The 14,791-nt window shown below is 60.7% G+C and carries 17 protein-coding genes; 14 read left to right on the top strand and 3 right to left on the bottom strand.

What is annotated here, in order from left to right; genetic code table 11:
• Positions 1-5: 5 nt before the first annotated feature.
• Both ACF8RA_RS21910 and ACF8RA_RS21905 read right to left on the bottom strand, forming a co-directional pair.
• Positions 6-1,721 carry a proline--tRNA ligase gene (locus ACF8RA_RS21910; RefSeq protein ID WP_176685105.1) on the bottom strand — a complete coding sequence of 572 codons (1,716 nt, stop codon included), beginning with the start codon at positions 1,719-1,721 and terminating at the stop codon, positions 6-8.
• 160 nt (positions 1,722-1,881) lie between these two features.
• Positions 1,882-3,165 (bottom strand): OprD family porin, encoded by a 1,284-nt coding sequence (locus tag ACF8RA_RS21905; RefSeq protein ID WP_176685104.1) that lies wholly within the window; start codon positions 3,163-3,165, stop codon positions 1,882-1,884.
• A 691-nt stretch (positions 3,166-3,856) separates the two neighbouring features.
• Between ACF8RA_RS21905 and ACF8RA_RS21900 the strand changes: the two genes are divergently transcribed.
• Both ACF8RA_RS21900 and ACF8RA_RS21895 read left to right on the top strand, forming a co-directional pair.
• Positions 3,857-4,276 (top strand): HIT family protein, encoded by a 420-nt coding sequence (locus ACF8RA_RS21900; RefSeq protein WP_392488176.1) that lies wholly within the window; start codon positions 3,857-3,859, stop codon positions 4,274-4,276.
• 1 nt (position 4,277) lies between these two features.
• Positions 4,278-4,484 carry a SlyX family protein gene (locus tag ACF8RA_RS21895; RefSeq protein WP_012051473.1) on the top strand — a complete coding sequence of 69 codons (207 nt, stop codon included), beginning with the start codon at positions 4,278-4,280 and terminating at the stop codon, positions 4,482-4,484.
• Positions 4,485-4,605: 121 nt separating this feature from the next.
• Here ACF8RA_RS21895 and ACF8RA_RS21890 read toward each other — a convergent pair whose 3' ends face one another.
• Positions 4,606-5,199, bottom strand: a complete 594-nt coding sequence (locus tag ACF8RA_RS21890; protein ID WP_392461644.1) for a cold shock domain-containing protein membrane protein — start codon at positions 5,197-5,199, stop codon at positions 4,606-4,608.
• Positions 5,200-5,480: 281 nt separating this feature from the next.
• Here ACF8RA_RS21890 and ACF8RA_RS21885 point away from each other — a divergent pair, with 281 nt between their 5' ends.
• The 12 genes from ACF8RA_RS21885 (at position 5,481) to tolA (ending at position 14,770) form a co-directional block, all read left to right on the top strand.
• Positions 5,481-5,954 (top strand): Dps family protein, encoded by a 474-nt coding sequence (locus tag ACF8RA_RS21885; RefSeq protein ID WP_084854477.1) that lies wholly within the window; start codon positions 5,481-5,483, stop codon positions 5,952-5,954.
• 138 nt (positions 5,955-6,092) lie between these two features.
• Positions 6,093-6,422 (top strand): ribbon-helix-helix domain-containing protein, encoded by a 330-nt coding sequence (locus tag ACF8RA_RS21880; protein WP_176685101.1) that lies wholly within the window; start codon positions 6,093-6,095, stop codon positions 6,420-6,422.
• Positions 6,423-6,514: 92 nt separating this feature from the next.
• On the top strand, positions 6,515-6,736 hold the full coding sequence (locus ACF8RA_RS21875; RefSeq protein ID WP_010952365.1) for an FmdB family zinc ribbon protein: 222 nt from the start codon (positions 6,515-6,517) through the stop codon (positions 6,734-6,736).
• 93 nt (positions 6,737-6,829) lie between these two features.
• The gene (gene aspS, locus ACF8RA_RS21870) at positions 6,830-8,605 is read left to right on the top strand and encodes an aspartate--tRNA ligase (RefSeq protein ID WP_176685100.1); all 1,776 of its coding nucleotides are present in this window, start codon (positions 6,830-6,832) and stop codon (positions 8,603-8,605) included.
• A gap of 114 nt (positions 8,606-8,719) precedes the next feature.
• Positions 8,720-9,466, top strand: coding sequence for a YebC/PmpR family DNA-binding transcriptional regulator (locus ACF8RA_RS21865; RefSeq protein ID WP_003254770.1), 747 nt, complete (start codon positions 8,720-8,722; stop codon positions 9,464-9,466).
• A 185-nt stretch (positions 9,467-9,651) separates the two neighbouring features.
• On the top strand, positions 9,652-10,176 hold the full coding sequence (gene ruvC, locus ACF8RA_RS21860; protein WP_010952366.1) for a crossover junction endodeoxyribonuclease RuvC: 525 nt from the start codon (positions 9,652-9,654) through the stop codon (positions 10,174-10,176).
• A 109-nt stretch (positions 10,177-10,285) separates the two neighbouring features.
• Entirely contained in the window at positions 10,286-10,903 is a 618-nt protein-coding gene (gene ruvA, locus ACF8RA_RS21855; RefSeq protein WP_051099711.1) for a Holliday junction branch migration protein RuvA, read from the top strand.
• Entirely contained in the window at positions 10,900-11,946 is a 1,047-nt protein-coding gene (ruvB, locus tag ACF8RA_RS21850) for a Holliday junction branch migration DNA helicase RuvB (protein WP_003254766.1), read from the top strand. The genes ruvA and ruvB overlap by 4 nt, the downstream gene beginning before the upstream one ends.
• Positions 11,947-12,070: 124 nt before the next feature.
• Positions 12,071-12,523 (top strand): tol-pal system-associated acyl-CoA thioesterase, encoded by a 453-nt coding sequence (ybgC, locus tag ACF8RA_RS21845; protein WP_392519571.1) that lies wholly within the window; start codon positions 12,071-12,073, stop codon positions 12,521-12,523.
• Between the two features lie 2 nt (positions 12,524-12,525).
• Positions 12,526-13,221: a protein TolQ gene (gene tolQ / locus ACF8RA_RS21840; RefSeq protein WP_010952367.1), complete on the top strand. Its 696-nt coding sequence runs from the start codon at positions 12,526-12,528 to the stop codon at positions 13,219-13,221.
• Positions 13,222-13,235: 14 nt separating this feature from the next.
• On the top strand, positions 13,236-13,688 hold the full coding sequence (tolR, locus tag ACF8RA_RS21835; RefSeq protein WP_003254760.1) for a protein TolR: 453 nt from the start codon (positions 13,236-13,238) through the stop codon (positions 13,686-13,688).
• Entirely contained in the window at positions 13,688-14,770 is a 1,083-nt protein-coding gene (gene tolA, locus ACF8RA_RS21830; protein ID WP_176685099.1) for a cell envelope integrity protein TolA, read from the top strand. The genes tolR and tolA overlap by 1 nt, the downstream gene beginning before the upstream one ends.
• The last annotated feature ends 21 nt before the right edge of the window (positions 14,771-14,791 follow it).

The raw sequence follows: 14,791 nt of genomic DNA, 5'->3' as shown, positions 1-14,791 counted from the left end.
GGTTGTCAGCGGCGAACGCGGGCCTGCAGGAAGGTCAGCACTTCATTGAGCGGCAACGTCTGGGCGTCCTGCTCGGTGCGGTGCTTGTACTCCAGGTTGCCTTCGGCCAGGCCGCGATCGCTGACGACGATGCGGTGTGGGATGCCGATCAGCTCCATGTCGGCAAACTTGATGCCTGGGCTGGTCTTCTTGTCGCGGTCGTCCAGCAGCACTTCATAGCCGGCGGCAGTCAGTTCGGCATACAGCTTGTCGGTTGCGTCGCGGACCACGTCGGTTTCGTAGCGCAGCGGTACCAGGGCAATCTGGAACGGAGCCAGGGCGTCGTTCCAGATGATGCCTTTGTCGTCATAGCTCTGCTCGATGGCAGCAGCAACCACGCGGGACACGCCAATGCCATAGCAACCCATCGACAGTACGACCGGCTTGCCGTTCTCGCCCAGCACCTGGCACTTCAGTGCCTCGCTGTACTTGGTGCCCAGCTGGAAGATGTGGCCCACTTCGATGCCGCGTTTGATAACCAGAGTGCCTTGGCCGTCCGGGCTTGGGTCGCCCTCGACCACGTTACGCAGGTCGGCGACTTGTGGAACCGGCAGATCGCGCTCCCAGTTGACGCCGAAGTAGTGCTTGTCGTCGATGTTGGCGCCAATGCCGAAGTCGCTCATCAGGGCAACCGAGCGGTCGATGATGATTTCCAGTGGCAGGTTGAGCGGGCCGAGCGAGCCGGCACCGGCGCCAATGGCATCGCGCAGCTCGGCTTCGGTGGCCATGACCAGCGGGTCGGCAACCTGTTCCAGCTTGGTGGCCTTGATTTCGTTCAGTTCGTGGTCGCCACGGACGATCAGGGCAATCAGCTTGCCCTCTTCGGCGCCGCGCACGATCAGGGTCTTGACGGTCTTTTCGATCGGCAGGCCGTGGTTCTCCACCAGCTGGGCGATGGTCTTGGCGTTCGGGGTATCGACCAGGCGCAGCTCCTCGGTAGGTGCTGGACGCACGGTTTCACGCGGGATGGCCTCGGCTTTCTCGATGTTGGCGGCATAGTCGGAACTATCGCTGAAGATCACGTCATCTTCGCCGGACTCGGCCAGTACGTGGAACTCGTGCGAGTAGCTGCCACCGATCGAGCCGGTGTCGGCCTGCACAGGGCGGAAGTCCAGGCCCAGGCGGGTGAACACATTGCTGTACGCCTGGTGCATGCGATCGTAGGTTTCCTGCAGGGAAGCCTGGTCGGCATGGAACGAGTAGGCGTCCTTCATGATGAACTCGCGGCCACGCATCAGGCCGAAGCGCGGGCGGATCTCGTCACGGAACTTGGTCTGGATCTGGTACATGTTGAGCGGCAGCTGTTTATAGCTGGACAGCTCGTTACGGGCCAGGTCGGTGATCACTTCTTCGTGGGTTGGGCCGACGCAGAAATCGCGCTGGTGGCGGTCTTTCACGCGCAGCAGCTCAGGGCCGTATTGCTCCCAGCGACCGGATTCCTGCCACAGTTCGGCGGGCTGGATGCTCGGCATCAGCACTTCCAGGGCGCCGGCGGCGTTCATTTCCTCACGCACCACGGCTTCGACCTTGCGCATTACCCGCAAGCCCATCGGCAGCCAGGTGTACAGGCCGGAGGCCAGTTTGCGGATCATGCCGGCACGCAGCATGAGCTGATGGCTGATGACCACTGCGTCGGCAGGGGTTTCTTTCTGGGTGGCGAGCAAATATTGACTGGTGCGCATGGTTAGCCGTGTCGATTGCCTAAGACGTTGAAATAGCCCCGCATTGTACGGGGGGGAAACGAAGGCGTACAGGATGCCCCAGGGCGTGACACTTGTCAGCCAAGAAAAAGCCCGGCGTGATTGCCGGGCTTTTTCAGGTGCGGGGCACTGCAAGCCAGGCTTACAGGATGCTCAGCGGGTACTCCACGATCAGGCGCAGTTCGTCGATCGACGAGGAGCCGTAGTACACACCGTCGCTGGAGCGGTAGGTGGCCTGACGCACGCGGAAGCTCAGGTCCTTGGCCGGGCCGCTCTGCATCACGTACTTGACGTCGATGTCGCGTTCCCATTCCTTGCCGCTGTCGGTGGTGCGGGTGGTGGCACCGGAACCGCGAACGTAACGGGTCATGAAGGTCAGGCCAGGTACACCGAACTCGGCGAAGTTCAGGTCGTAGCGCGCTTGCCAGGATTTTTCGTCTTCGGCGTTGAAGTCGGAACGGGCAACGGAGTTGGCCAGGAAGACGGTACCGCCACCGTCCACGCCGTACGCGTAATCACCGTCGCCGCTGACTTTCTGGTAGGCCAGGGTGAAGGTGTGGGCGCCAATGTTGTAGGCGCCCGACAGGCTGGCTGCGATGTTGTCCAGCTCATTGGTGCCGTCGGACTTGCTGACGTAGGCGCCGGTCAGGTTGTTGCCAATCGACTTGGTGTCATAGATGTTGAAGTCGAACACCAGGCCTTGCTTGTCGCTGATCGGCAGCGCCCAGTTGATGTTGCCGTACCACTTGCGGAAGTGATCTTCGACACGCGAGTAGTAGACGCTGGTGCTGAGGCTGTCGGTAATGGCGTAGGTGCCACCAAAGACGTTGGCTTCAGTCAGGTTCAGGCTGTCGTGATAGGTCTGAGCCTGGGCGTTGAGCGCGGTGAAGTGACCGGCATGCAGGGTCAGGCCATCGATTTCGTTGCTGGTGATCAGGCCGCCTTCAGCCACTTCCGGCAGCAGTCGGCTGTCGTCGGTAGCCAGTACTGGCAGGGCGGTGAACTGGTCGCCGAACTTGAGCACGGTGTTGGAAATGCGCATTTTCACTGCGCCGCCGCCTTCGGAGTAGTCGTCTTGCGAACGGCCGTCGGCACCTGTCGGGAACAGGCCGGTGCCGGCGCGGCCTTTACCGCTGTCCAGCTTGAGGCCCAGCATGCCGATGGCGTCGATACCGAAGCCTACGGTGCCTTGGGTGAAGCCCGATTCGAAGGTGCCGAGGAAGCCAAGGCCGGTTTCTTCAACGCGGCTCTGGGAGCCAGGCGCGTTGTTACGGAAGTCACGGCTGAAATACAGCATGCGGGTCTTGACGTTCAGCTTGCTGTCTTCGATGAAACCTTTGGACTCGTCCTGTGCCGAGGCCATTGCCAACTGCGAGGTCCCTGCCGCAACGGCCAGGGCGATCATGCTCCACTTCATCACGCGCATCGTGATTTGCTCCTTTGGTTTTTAGGAAGAGTACCGCTGCGTCCAAGTCTTTTAGTTATATGGGGCAGCTCTTTCTTGTTATGTCGGCGAAAATGTATAGCACGCAGACTGTTGTTGGCGATATGGCTATAAGCACTCTTTGCGGAACTTTTTCACCGTGTCGCTTTTAAGTATTTCCATGTCGCAAATCACGCCCCGGTTCAGGGGCCGTATAACCTCAGCGCTGTTCCTGTCACCGTAACGAATCTGTAACTGCCGATTCCGGTTGAGGAAACTCCCTGGTAACCCATGTCGCTGTTGTTATTTGTCGCGTACACCTGCTACTGCAGATGTCGTGCCGACTTGGCGTGAAGGGAATGCAACAAGCGTGCTCAAAATTCGCAACAGTTCATGAAATTTTCACAAAACCTGCTACCGAGGGTCGGAAAGTCCCGTAAATGCGGGACGAAGGCTGTTCGTGTGACTTTTGCGATCAAGAATCATTAGAATTTAAAAAGCTGCCTTTAGAGTCAAGGTGTTACCGTAACTTGTTCATCCGGCGTCGTTTGTGGGGTGGCGGGTGTGGGGAGGGCGGGCAGGCGGCCTCATTTTGGTGCGAAAAGTAGCGCTGTGTTACCGGGAGTGTGCAAGGTATCCTTGCTGGCCTGTTTTCCGCCTGACGCGGGATGGTATTACCTGAAGGAGATTTGCCGTGTTCGTCCTCGATTCGCGTTTGCAGCAGGATTCGCTGGTGCTGGGGGAGTTTCCGCTTTGCCAGCTGCTGCTGAGCAAGGATGCCAATTACCCATGGTTCATTCTGGTGCCCAAGCGCGCTGGTATCAGTGAGCTTTTCGAGCTGGATGCGGCAGAGCAACAGCAGTTGTGGCAGGAAACCACCCTGTTGGCAGAAGCGCTGAAGGCCAGCTACGCAGCCGACAAGATGAACGTGGCTACCTTGGGCAACGTGGTCAGCCAGTTGCACATGCATGTGATCGTGCGCCAGCGCGACGACGCTGCGTGGCCGGCTCCGGTATGGGGCAAGTGTGCACCTGTAAGCTACACCGATGATCAACTGCAAGCTGTTCGCCAGCGCCTGCGCAGGCTGCAACTTGCTGGTTACCAAGAGGCCTGAGATGACACTGGAAATGCGTATGGTCGAACTGGAAACCCGTCAGGCGTTTCAGGATGACGCTATCCAGGCGCTGAATGACGTGGTGGTGGAGCAAGCGCGGGTGATCGAGCGTCTGCAATTGCAGATGGCCGAGCTGATCAAGCGTCATGAAGAGATGGTTGGTCAGTATGGCAGTGAAGGGGAAGAGGCGCCGCCTCCCCATTATTGAGTGCTTCCAGGCTGCTATCGCCGGCAAACCAGCCACCACAGGTATGATGCTGCCCTCAGGAGCAGCGCGGACCTTGTGGAGCCTGGCTTGCCGTTGATAACGTCAGCCGGTCAGCCGTTGGTCAGCGGCGGGTTACCGCAACCACGTCTTCGGCCTGCAGGCCCTTGTCGCGGTGCATCACCGAAAACTCCACGCGCTGGCCTTCGACCAGGATGCGGTGGCCCTCACCGCGGATGGCCCGAAAGTGCACGAAGATGTCATCACCCGAGTCGCGGGAAATGAAACCAAAGCCTTTCGATGTGTTGAACCATTTGACGGTGCCGGTATCACGGTTGCCGGCGTCCTGTGTCGCGTGTTGACTGCTGCGCGCCTTGCGCGGGCTGCGAGCAAAGCCCACGGCCAGATGCATGGCCACGGCCAGCGCCGCACAGACCAGGGCTGCCAGGTTGCCCATTTCCGGGCGGGCCAGGAGTGTCAGGGTCTGTAGCACGACGGCGACCACCAGCAGGGCGCAGGCCAGGTGCTGCAGTTGTTGCCGCGCGCCGCGATGATACAGTGGCACCACCGGCGCCAGCACCAGGTTGAGCAGGCCGAGCAGGGCCAGGTAGACCGCTTCGGGTTGTTGCAGGAAGGGTATCGCATCGGTTTTCAGGCTGGGTATGAGCGATAGCAGCAAAGCTGCCACGCCCGTCACCAGATGGACGATCTTGAACATGGGGTTGGCTCACTGTTGATAAGGCCGATCACAGGAAGAGCTGGCAGCACGGTGCGCATGAGGTATAGGGCGCGAACACGTTGCAGGCCAGCCTATGCACCCGGCAATGACAGTCCGCACGGGTGGCACAGTGCCTATTTAACAGTAAAGCCGCAGCCTACTCAAACCGCAGGCCGCCCAGCGGGCGATGTGTTGCGCCATGTCACATGCTGCATGCGCCAAGTGTTGCTACAGTGGTCGGAGTCCGCTTGAGTCTCAAGCCTTATGGAAAGGGGAGCTTCATGGCAATCGATATCGGTATCAGTGAAGAAGATCGCAAGTCCATCGTCGATGGGTTGTCCCGCCTGTTGTCGGATACCTACGTGCTGTATCTGAAAACCCATAACTTTCACTGGAACGTCACCGGCCCGTCGTTCCGAACCCTGCACCTGATGTTCGAAGAGCAGTACAACGAACTGGCGCTGGCAGTCGATTCGATCGCCGAGCGCATCCGTGCCCTGGGCTTCCCGGCACCGGGTTCGTATGCATTCTATGCACGGCACTCGTCGATCAAGGAGGAGGAAGGTGTCCCCCCGGCAGACGAGATGATCCGCCAGTTGGTTCAGGGGCAGGAGGCCGTGGTGCGCACTGCGCGCAGCATTTTCCCTGTGGTGGACAAGGTCAGTGACGAGCCGACCGCAGATCTGCTGACGCAGCGTATGCAGGTGCACGAGAAAACTGCCTGGATGCTGCGGGTACTGCTCGACGGCAACTGAGGCTTATCGAGCAAACAGCCCCGGTCGGTATGTCCGGCCGGGTTTCTCATGTTGTGCAGGAAGACTTTGCCGCTGCTTTAAGCTCGCCCGTCAGCGCTTCATAGGCCACCTGGTACCTGTGACGAGGAGGTGTGGCGCATGATGCAAGCGAGCAAGCGTATGGTTGGCCAGGGCAGTTGGCCAGGAAAACAGTGCATTGACCCGTTCAAGGCGGACTTCGACATGTTGCAGACGCAGCCGGTGTCACGTTCCGTGCGGCTCAACGGCTTTTCTACCTGTCTGCGCCTGGAGGCTGTCTACTGGGATATCCTGGAACGCATCGCCGCCGCCAACCGTTGTTCGGTCAGTGCCGTGTTGTCCTACGTGGACCGTGAAGTGCACCTGCGCCAGGGCGGTGTGCGCAACTTCAGCGGGCTGATCCGGGTAATCTGCGTGGCGTGGCTGCAGGACTCGCCAAGTGCGCGCTGATCGCCTGGCGGGCTGCGCAGTGCTTGCTAACCATATATAATCCCGCTTTTTGCTGCCCCGGCAGCCAGCGTTATGGTTGACGAGAGACACCCATGCCCCTTTATGACTATCAATGTGCGTCCTGCGAGCACCGCATGGAAGTGCTGCAGAAGATCAGCGCCGCGCCGCTGATCGATTGTCCGGCCTGTCAGGCACCGGCACTGAAAAAGCTGCTGTCGGTGCCAGGCTTTCGCCTGAGCGGTAACGGTTGGTACGAAACCGACTTCAAGACCGGGGCGAAAAAGAATCTGGCAGGCGGCGACAAGGCCGACTGAGTTGAATGCTGTGACCGGGTCTTGCAGTATTAGCCCTCCGGGCGGCCAAGGCCTCCACCGAATACACGAATCACGAGAAGCGAAACCACCATCATGATGCGCAGCCATTATTGCGGCCAACTGAACGAGAGCCTGGACGGCCAGGAAGTCACCCTTTGCGGCTGGGTCCATCGTCGCCGCGACCACGGCGGGGTGATCTTCCTCGACATCCGTGACCGCGAAGGCATGGCCCAGGTCGTGTTCGACCCGGATCGCGCCGAAACCTTCGCCGCCGCAGACCGCGTGCGCAGCGAATATGTCGTACAGATCACCGGCAAGGTCCGCAAGCGCCCTGAAGGTGCGGTGAATGCCAACATGGCCTCCGGTGCCATCGAGATCCTCGGCTACCAGCTGACTGTGCTCAACGAGGCGGAAACCCCGCCGTTCCCGCTGAACGAGTACTCCGACGTCGGCGAGGAAACCCGCCTGCGCTACCGCTTCATCGACCTGCGTCGCCCGGAAATGGCTGAAAAGCTGCGCCTGCGTTCGCGCATCACCAGCAGCATCCGTCGCTTCATGGACGACAACGGCTTCCTCGATGTCGAAACGCCGATCCTCACCCGTGCCACTCCGGAAGGCGCGCGCGACTACCTGGTGCCAAGCCGTACCCATGCCGGTAGCTTCTTCGCCCTGCCGCAGTCGCCCCAGCTGTTCAAGCAGTTGCTGATGGTCGCCGGCTTCGACCGCTACTACCAGATCGCCAAGTGCTTCCGTGACGAAGACCTGCGTGCCGATCGCCAGCCGGAATTCACCCAGATCGACATCGAGACCAGTTTCCTCGATGAAAGCGAGATCATGGGCCTGACCGAAAGCATGATCCGCAAGCTGTTCAAGGAAGTGCTCGACCTGGAATTCGGTGAGTTCCCGCACATGACCTTCGAAGAGGCCATGCGCCGCTACGGCTCCGACAAGCCAGACCTGCGTATTCCGCTGGAACTGGTCGACGTTGCCGACCAGTTGAAGGATGTCGACTTCAAAGTGTTCGCCGGCCCGGCCAACGATCCGAAGTGCCGCGTTACTGCCCTGCGTCTGCCAGGCGGCGCCAGCATGCCGCGCAGCAAAATCGACGAGTACACCAAGTTCGTCGGTATCTACGGTGCCAAGGGTCTGGCCTACATCAAGGTCAACGAGCGCGCCAAGGGCGTCGAAGGCCTGCAGTCGCCGATCGTCAAGAACATCCCTGAGGCCAACCTCAACAACATCCTCGATCGCGTTGGCGCCGTAGACGGTGACATCGTGTTCTTCGGTGCCGACAAGTTCAAGGTGGTCAGCGAAGCCCTGGGCGCGCTGCGTATTCGCCTGGGTCACGACTTCGAGCTGCTGACCTGCGAGTGGGCGCCGATGTGGGTCGTCGACTTCCCGATGTTCGAAGAGAACGAAGACGGCAGCTTCACTGCTCTGCACCACCCGTTCACCGCGCCGAAGTGCACCCCGGAAGAGCTCGAGGCCAGCCCGGCCACCGCCCTGTCCCGTGCCTACGACATGGTTCTGAATGGTACCGAGCTGGGTGGCGGTTCGATCCGTATCCACCGTAAAGAGATGCAACAGGCGGTATTCCGCCTGTTGGGTATCGGGGCAGAAGAGCAGGAAGAGAAGTTTGGCTTCCTGCTCGACGCTCTGAAGTTCGGGGCGCCGCCTCACGGTGGCCTGGCGTTCGGTCTGGACCGTCTGGTCATGCTGATGACCGGCGCCCAGTCGATCCGTGAAGTGATCGCGTTCCCGAAAACCCAGAGCGCCGCATGCGTCATGACCCAGGCCCCCGGCCTGGTCGACGCCAAGGCCCTGCGCGAACTGCACATCCGACTGCGCGAACAGACCAAGGTCGAGTAAGCAGTCCCCGGGCGCATCCACATGGATGCGCCTTTGCGTTTCGACGCAGGTATTTTCCCGTCCCGCCCCGTCATGGGGCGGGGCTGTTTGTGATTCAAAGGATTCGGAGTCGTTATGGCTGGTCATTCCAAGTGGGCGAACATCAAGCACCGCAAAGAGCGCCAGGATGCCAAAAGAGGCAAGGTCTTCACCAAGTGGATCCGTGAACTGACGGTCGCTGCCAAGCAGGGTGGCCCTGATCCGGCATCCAACCCGCGCCTGCGCCTGGCGTTGGACAAGGCCCTGGGCGCCAACATGAGCCGCGACATCATCGATCGCGCCGTGGCCCGTGGTGCCGGCACCAACGAAAGCGACAACGTCGAAGAGCTCAGCTACGAGGGTTACGGCCCGGGTGGCGTGGCGATCATGGTCGAAGCCATGACCGACAACCGCAACCGTACCGCTGCCGCCGTGCGTCATGCCTTCACCAAGTGTGGCGGCAACCTGGGTACTGACGGCTCGGTGGCTTACCTGTTCGAGCGCAAAGGCCAGATCAGCTTTGCCCCGGGCGTGGAAGAGGACGCGTTGATGGAAGCGGCTATGGAGGCCGATGCCGACGACGTGGTGGCCAACGACGATGGCTCGTTCGACGTATTCACTTCGTTCAACAGCTTCTATGCCGTGCGTAACGCCCTGGAAGAGGCTGGCTTCAAGGCCGCTGACGCGGAAATCGTCATGCAGCCGACCACCAGCGCCGAGCTCGACCAGGACGGTGCCGAAAAGGTGCTCAAGTTGATCGACATGCTCGAAGACCTGGACGACGTGCAGAACGTCTATTCCAATGCCCAGATTTCCGACGAGATCATGGAAAACCTCGGCTAAGGTGATTTGGCATTTTGTGCCAACGCTGAGCGTTTGATAGCGCCTGTGCCGGCCCTTTCGCGGGTAAACCCGCTCCTACAGGTATTAAGCCCATTTCAAATGTGGTGCAGTACCTGTAGGAGCGGGTTTACCCGCGAAAGGGCCGGCGCAGTTTGTAGAGATGCATCATTTTTTCGACGGGCTTTATGACTCTGATTCTAGGTATCGACCCTGGCTCGCGCATCACCGGCTATGGCGTGGTACGCCAGACCGCCCGTGGTTGCGAGTACGTGGCGTCGGGCTGCATCCGCACCGGCAGCGGTGAGCTGCACGAGCGGCTGCAGATTGTTTTTCGTGGTGTCAGTGAAATCATTGCCCAGCACGGCCCGGTGACCATGGGCATCGAACGGGTGTTCATGGCCCGCAACGCCGATTCGGCGCTCAAGCTTGGCCAGGCGCGGGGCGCGGCTATCGTCGCCGCCGCCGAGGCTGGCCTGGAAATCGCCGAGTACAGCGCCACCCAGGTCAAGCAGGCCGTGGCCGGCACAGGTGGTGCCAACAAGGAGCAGGTGATGATGATGGTCATGCACCTGCTGAAATTGACGCAAAAGCCGCAGATTGACGCTTCCGATGCCTTGGCCATCGCGCTGTGCCACGCACACACCCGCTCCAGTCTGGTGCCGCATGGCTTGACCACCGCGCGGCGACGCGGCGGGCGCTTGCGTCTGTAAGCGCTTCATGCGCTGATACACATTTTGTTCGGGTGATACGTTCACCTGCTGCATTTGCTGATAGGGTTGAGCGGTCTTTGACCGGCTCCCCGAGAGGAAGGATCGGAACGTGATTGGACGTTTGCGCGGCACCCTGGCGGAAAAACAACCGCCTCACCTGATTATCGACGTCAACGGCGTGGGTTACGAACTGGAAGTCCCCATGACCACGCTGTACCGTCTGCCCAAAGTGGGGGAACCCGTCACGGTGCATACCCATCTGGTCGTGCGCGAAGATGCCCACTTGCTCTACGGCTTTGCCGAAAAACGCGAGCGCGAGTTGTTCCGCGAGCTGATCCGCCTGAACGGCGTAGGGCCGAAGCTGGCCCTGGCGCTGATGTCCGGGCTGGAAGTGGATGAGCTGGTGCGCTGCGTGCAGGCCCAGGACACCTCAGCCCTGGTGCGCGTGCCAGGCGTCGGCAAGAAAACCGCCGAGCGCTTGCTGGTCGAGCTCAAGGACCGTTTCAAAGCCTGGGAAACCTCGCCGGCCATGTTCACCCTGGTCTCCGATGGGCCTTTACCGGTCGCCAGCGAGTCCAGTGCCGAGGCCGATGCAGTCAGTGCTCTGGTCTCGCTGGGCTACAAGCCGCAGGAAGCCAGCAAGGCCATCGCCGCGATCAAGGACAAGGCCGGCCTGAGCAGTGAAGAGCTGATCCGCCGCAGCCTGAAAGGGATGATTACCAAGTGATCGAAGCCGACCGCCTGATTGCCGCCAGTGGCCGCGACCGCGAAGAAGTCCAGGACCGTGCGATTCGCCCGCTGAGCCTGGACGAGTACATCGGCCAGCCAGTGGTGCGCGAGCAAATGGCGCTGTTCATCCAGGCCGCCCGTGGCCGCGGCGAGTCGCTTGACCACACGCTGATCTTCGGCCCGCCCGGCCTGGGCAAGACCACCTTGGCCAACATCATCGCCCATGAAATGGGGGTGTCGGTGAAGAGCACTTCGGGGCCGATTCTCGAGCGCCCCGGCGACCTGGCAGCCATGCTGACCAACCTCGAGCCGCACGACGTGCTGTTCATCGATGAAATCCACCGGCTGTCGCCTGTTGTCGAAGAAGTGCTGTACCCGGCCATGGAGGACTTCCAGCTCGACATCATGATCGGCGAAGGCCCGGCCGCCCGTTCCATCAAGCTTGATCTGCCACCTTTCACCCTGGTGGGGGCTACTACCCGTGCCGGCATGCTGACCAACCCGCTGCGTGACCGCTTCGGTATCGTCCAGCGCCTGGAGTTCTACAACGACAAGGATCTGAGTACCATCGTCAGCCGCTCGGCCAACATCCTTGGCCTGGCCATCGAGGACCAGGGCGCCTACGAGATTGCCCGCCGTGCCCGTGGCACGCCGCGCATCGCCAACCGGCTGCTGCGCCGCGTGCGTGACTACGCCGAGGTGCGCGGCAAGGGCCAGATCACCAAGGCCGTGGCTGACATGGCGCTGAACCTGCTGGACGTCGACGAGCGTGGCTTCGACCATTCGGACCGTCGCCTGCTGCTGACCATGATCGAGAAGTTCGATGGCGGCCCGGTGGGTGTGGACAACCTGGCTGCGGCCATCAGTGAAGAGCGTCATACCATCGAGGATGTGCTTGAGCCGTACCTCATCCAGCAGGGCTACATCATGCGCACACCGCGCGGCCGCGTGGTCACCCGGCATGCCTACCTGCACTTTGGGCTGAATATCCCCGGGCGCTTGGGGGAGGGGGGCGATTTTTCCGAGCCAGGCGATGAATGACAGATCAAAAGCGACTTTTTGTGGTCCTACCGCTGGCATGCCTTTGGTGCGCTGGCAATAAGACATTAATGAAGAAAAACAGTTGCCATAGCGGATTGGCAAGCTGAGGAGTAAGCACTAGAGTATGCGCGCGCAAAATCAGCTCGAACCGTTCGCACATCGGTGTCGCGTCTATTACGAAGATACCGATGCGGGCGGCGTGGTGTATTACGTCAACTACCTGAAATTCATGGAGCGCGCGCGCACCGAACGCCTGCGGCACCTGGGCTTTTCCCAGTCGCAGCTGGCTGAAGACAACCTGCTGTTCGTGGTCCACTCCAGCGAAGCGCGCTATCACGCGCCGGCGCGGCTTGATGACGAATTGCGGGTGACCGCGCAAGTACTTGAACTCAATCGCGCCAGCCTGCGTTTCGTACAGCAGGTGTGGCGGGAAAAGGATGAAATGCTGCTTTGCGAAGGGCAGTTCCTGGTGGCCGCCGTGCGCGCCGACACTTTCAAACCCCGAGCCATACCCCCCCAGCTGCGCGACGCCTTTGCGGCGGACGGCTCGGGTAATCAATCGAATGCAGGAGAATAAGCGTGGAAGCTAACGTCGTCGACCATACCTCCATGTGGAGTCTGGTCAGCAATGCCAGCGTGGTGGTACAGCTGGTAATGCTGACCCTGGTGGCCGCCTCGGTCACCTCATGGATCATGATCTTCCAGCGCAGCACCATGCTGCGCGCCGGTCGTCGTGCGCTGGATGCCTTCGAAGAGCGCTTCTGGTCGGGCATCGACCTGTCCAAGCTGTACCGCCAGGCAGGCAGCAACCCAGACCCGGACTCCGGCGTGGAGCAGGTGTTCCGTGCCGGTTTCAAAGAGTTCTCGCGCCTGCGCCAGCAGCCGGGTGTTGACCCGGATGCCGTCATGGAAGGTGTTGGCCGTGCCATGCGTGTGGCCATCTCGCGGGAGGAAGAAAAACTCGAGCAAAGCTTGCCGTTTCTGGCCACCGTTGGTTCGACCAGCCCGTACATCGGCCTGTTCGGCACTGTGTGGGGCATCATGAACTCCTTCCGTGGCCTGGCCAGCGCCCAGCAGGCCACCCTGGCCACCGTTGCTCCGGGCATCGCCGAAGCGCTGATCGCTACCGCCATCGGCCTGTTCGCGGCAATCCCGGCTGTCATTGCCTACAACCGTTTCGCCGCGCGCAGTGAAGTGCTGATCGGCCGTTACTACACCTTCGCCGACGAGTTCCAGGCGATCCTGCACCGCAAAGTGCACACCAGCGAAGAGTAATCAGGTAGAAGCCCATGGCCCGAGTTCGCCACAAACGCAAGCCCGTCGCCGAGATGAACGTGGTGCCCTACATCGACGTGATGCTGGTGCTGCTGGTCATCTTCATGGTGACGGCGCCCATGCTCAACCAGGGCGTGAAGGTCGACCTGCCCAAGGTTTCCAGCGAAGCCTTGCCGCAGGACAACAACGTCCAGATCCTCACCATCTCCATCAAGGCCGATAAAACCTATTACTGGAACCTCGGCAGTGAAGTCGATACCGACAAGCAGATGGACAAGGCCATGACCTTGCCGGCCATGACCGACGCCGTCACCAAGATCATTGCTGCCGGCCGTGACCAGGGCAAGCAGACCCAGGTGTTCATTCGTGGCGACAAGGCTGTCGACTATGGCGCGGTCATGGGTGCCATGGGCGGGTTGCAGAAGGCCGGTGTCGGTAACGTTGGCCTGATTACCGAGGCGCCCTGATGCAACAGCGAGAGCCATCCGCCTCGGAAAGCTACTTCTGGCCCAGTGTCTGGGCCATCGGCCTGCATGTGCTGGTGTTCGCCCTGCTGTTCGTCAGTTTTGCCATGACGCCTGAGCTGCCGCCATCCAAGCCGATTGTTCAGGCTACCCTGTATCAGCTCAAGTCCAAGAGCCAGGCGACCACCCAGACCAATCAGAAAATTGCCGGGGAGGCGAAGAAAACCGCTTCACGCCAGACCGAAGTCGAGCAATTGGAACAGAAGAAGGTCGAGCAAGAGGCCGTGAAGGCCGCGGAACAAAAGAAGGCCGACGCTGCTCAAAAGGCCGAAGAGGCTCGCGAGGCGGCTGAAGCGAAAAAAGCCGAGGCCGCTGAAGCTGCCAAGGCTGCCGAGGCGAAGAAAGCCGCCGAAGCCAAGAAGGCCGATGAGGCGAAGAAAGCCGCCGAGAAGCAGCAGGCCGACATCGCCAAGAAAAAAGCCGAAGAAGAGGCCAAGAAAAAGGCCGCTGAAGAGGCGAAGAAACAAGCCGCCGAGGACGCCAGGAAGAAGGCAGCCGAAGAGGCCAAGAAGAAAGCAGCCGAGGACGCCAAGAAGAAAGCGGCGGCCGAGGATGCGAAGAAGAAGGCAGCTGAAGAGGCCAAGAAGAAGGCCGCTGCAGACGCCCAGAAGAAAAAGGCACAGGAAGCGGCCCGCAAGGCGGCAGAAGACAAGAAAGCCCAGGCCTTGGCCGAGCTGTTGTCTGACACCACCGAGCGGCAGCAGGCACTGGCCGACGAGCAGGGCGATCAGGTGGCTGGCGACTTCGACGACCTGATTCGTATGCGCGCGGCCGAGGGCTGGGCGCGTCCGCCTTCCGCGCGCAAGGGCATGACGGTGACCCTGCAGGTCAGCATGTTGCCGGACGGTACCATTACCAGTGTCAGCGTGGCCCGTTCCAGTGGTGACGGCCCGTACGACAGTTCGGCAGTGGCTGCGGTCAAGAACATTGGTCGTCTGACCGAGATGCAGGGTATGAAGCCGAGCGATTTCAACCGTTATCGTTCGTTCAAGATGACATTTACACCTGAGGATCTAGCGTTGTGATTAAACGTCTGAGAGGACTGC

The organism is Pseudomonas sp. FYR_5, from assembly GCF_043106315.1.
Lineage (GTDB): Bacteria > Pseudomonadota > Gammaproteobacteria > Pseudomonadales > Pseudomonadaceae > Aquipseudomonas > Aquipseudomonas putida_Y.
The sequence above is the reverse complement of the archived record's forward strand: the minus strand, read 5'-3'. Positions and strand labels throughout refer to the sequence as shown.

Coding starts and splice junctions, on each gene's coding strand:
- tolR (WP_003254760.1), top strand. CDS start 13,236: ATGGCCCGAGTTCGCCACAAACGCAAGCCCGTCGCCGAGATGAACGTG.
- ybgC (WP_392519571.1), top strand. CDS start 12,071: ATGCGCGCGCAAAATCAGCTCGAACCGTTCGCACATCGGTGTCGCGTC.
- tolA (WP_176685099.1), top strand. CDS start 13,688: ATGCAACAGCGAGAGCCATCCGCCTCGGAAAGCTACTTCTGGCCCAGT.
- ACF8RA_RS21905 (WP_176685104.1), bottom strand. CDS start 3,165: ATGCGCGTGATGAAGTGGAGCATGATCGCCCTGGCCGTTGCGGCAGGG.
- aspS (WP_176685100.1), top strand. CDS start 6,830: ATGATGCGCAGCCATTATTGCGGCCAACTGAACGAGAGCCTGGACGGC.
- ACF8RA_RS21880 (WP_176685101.1), top strand. CDS start 6,093: ATGATGCAAGCGAGCAAGCGTATGGTTGGCCAGGGCAGTTGGCCAGGA.
- ACF8RA_RS21910 (WP_176685105.1), bottom strand. CDS start 1,721: ATGCGCACCAGTCAATATTTGCTCGCCACCCAGAAAGAAACCCCTGCC.
- ACF8RA_RS21890 (WP_392461644.1), bottom strand. CDS start 5,199: ATGTTCAAGATCGTCCATCTGGTGACGGGCGTGGCAGCTTTGCTGCTA.
- ACF8RA_RS21885 (WP_084854477.1), top strand. CDS start 5,481: ATGGCAATCGATATCGGTATCAGTGAAGAAGATCGCAAGTCCATCGTC.
- ruvC (WP_010952366.1), top strand. CDS start 9,652: ATGACTCTGATTCTAGGTATCGACCCTGGCTCGCGCATCACCGGCTAT.
- ACF8RA_RS21895 (WP_012051473.1), top strand. CDS start 4,278: ATGACACTGGAAATGCGTATGGTCGAACTGGAAACCCGTCAGGCGTTT.
- ACF8RA_RS21865 (WP_003254770.1), top strand. CDS start 8,720: ATGGCTGGTCATTCCAAGTGGGCGAACATCAAGCACCGCAAAGAGCGC.
- ACF8RA_RS21875 (WP_010952365.1), top strand. CDS start 6,515: ATGCCCCTTTATGACTATCAATGTGCGTCCTGCGAGCACCGCATGGAA.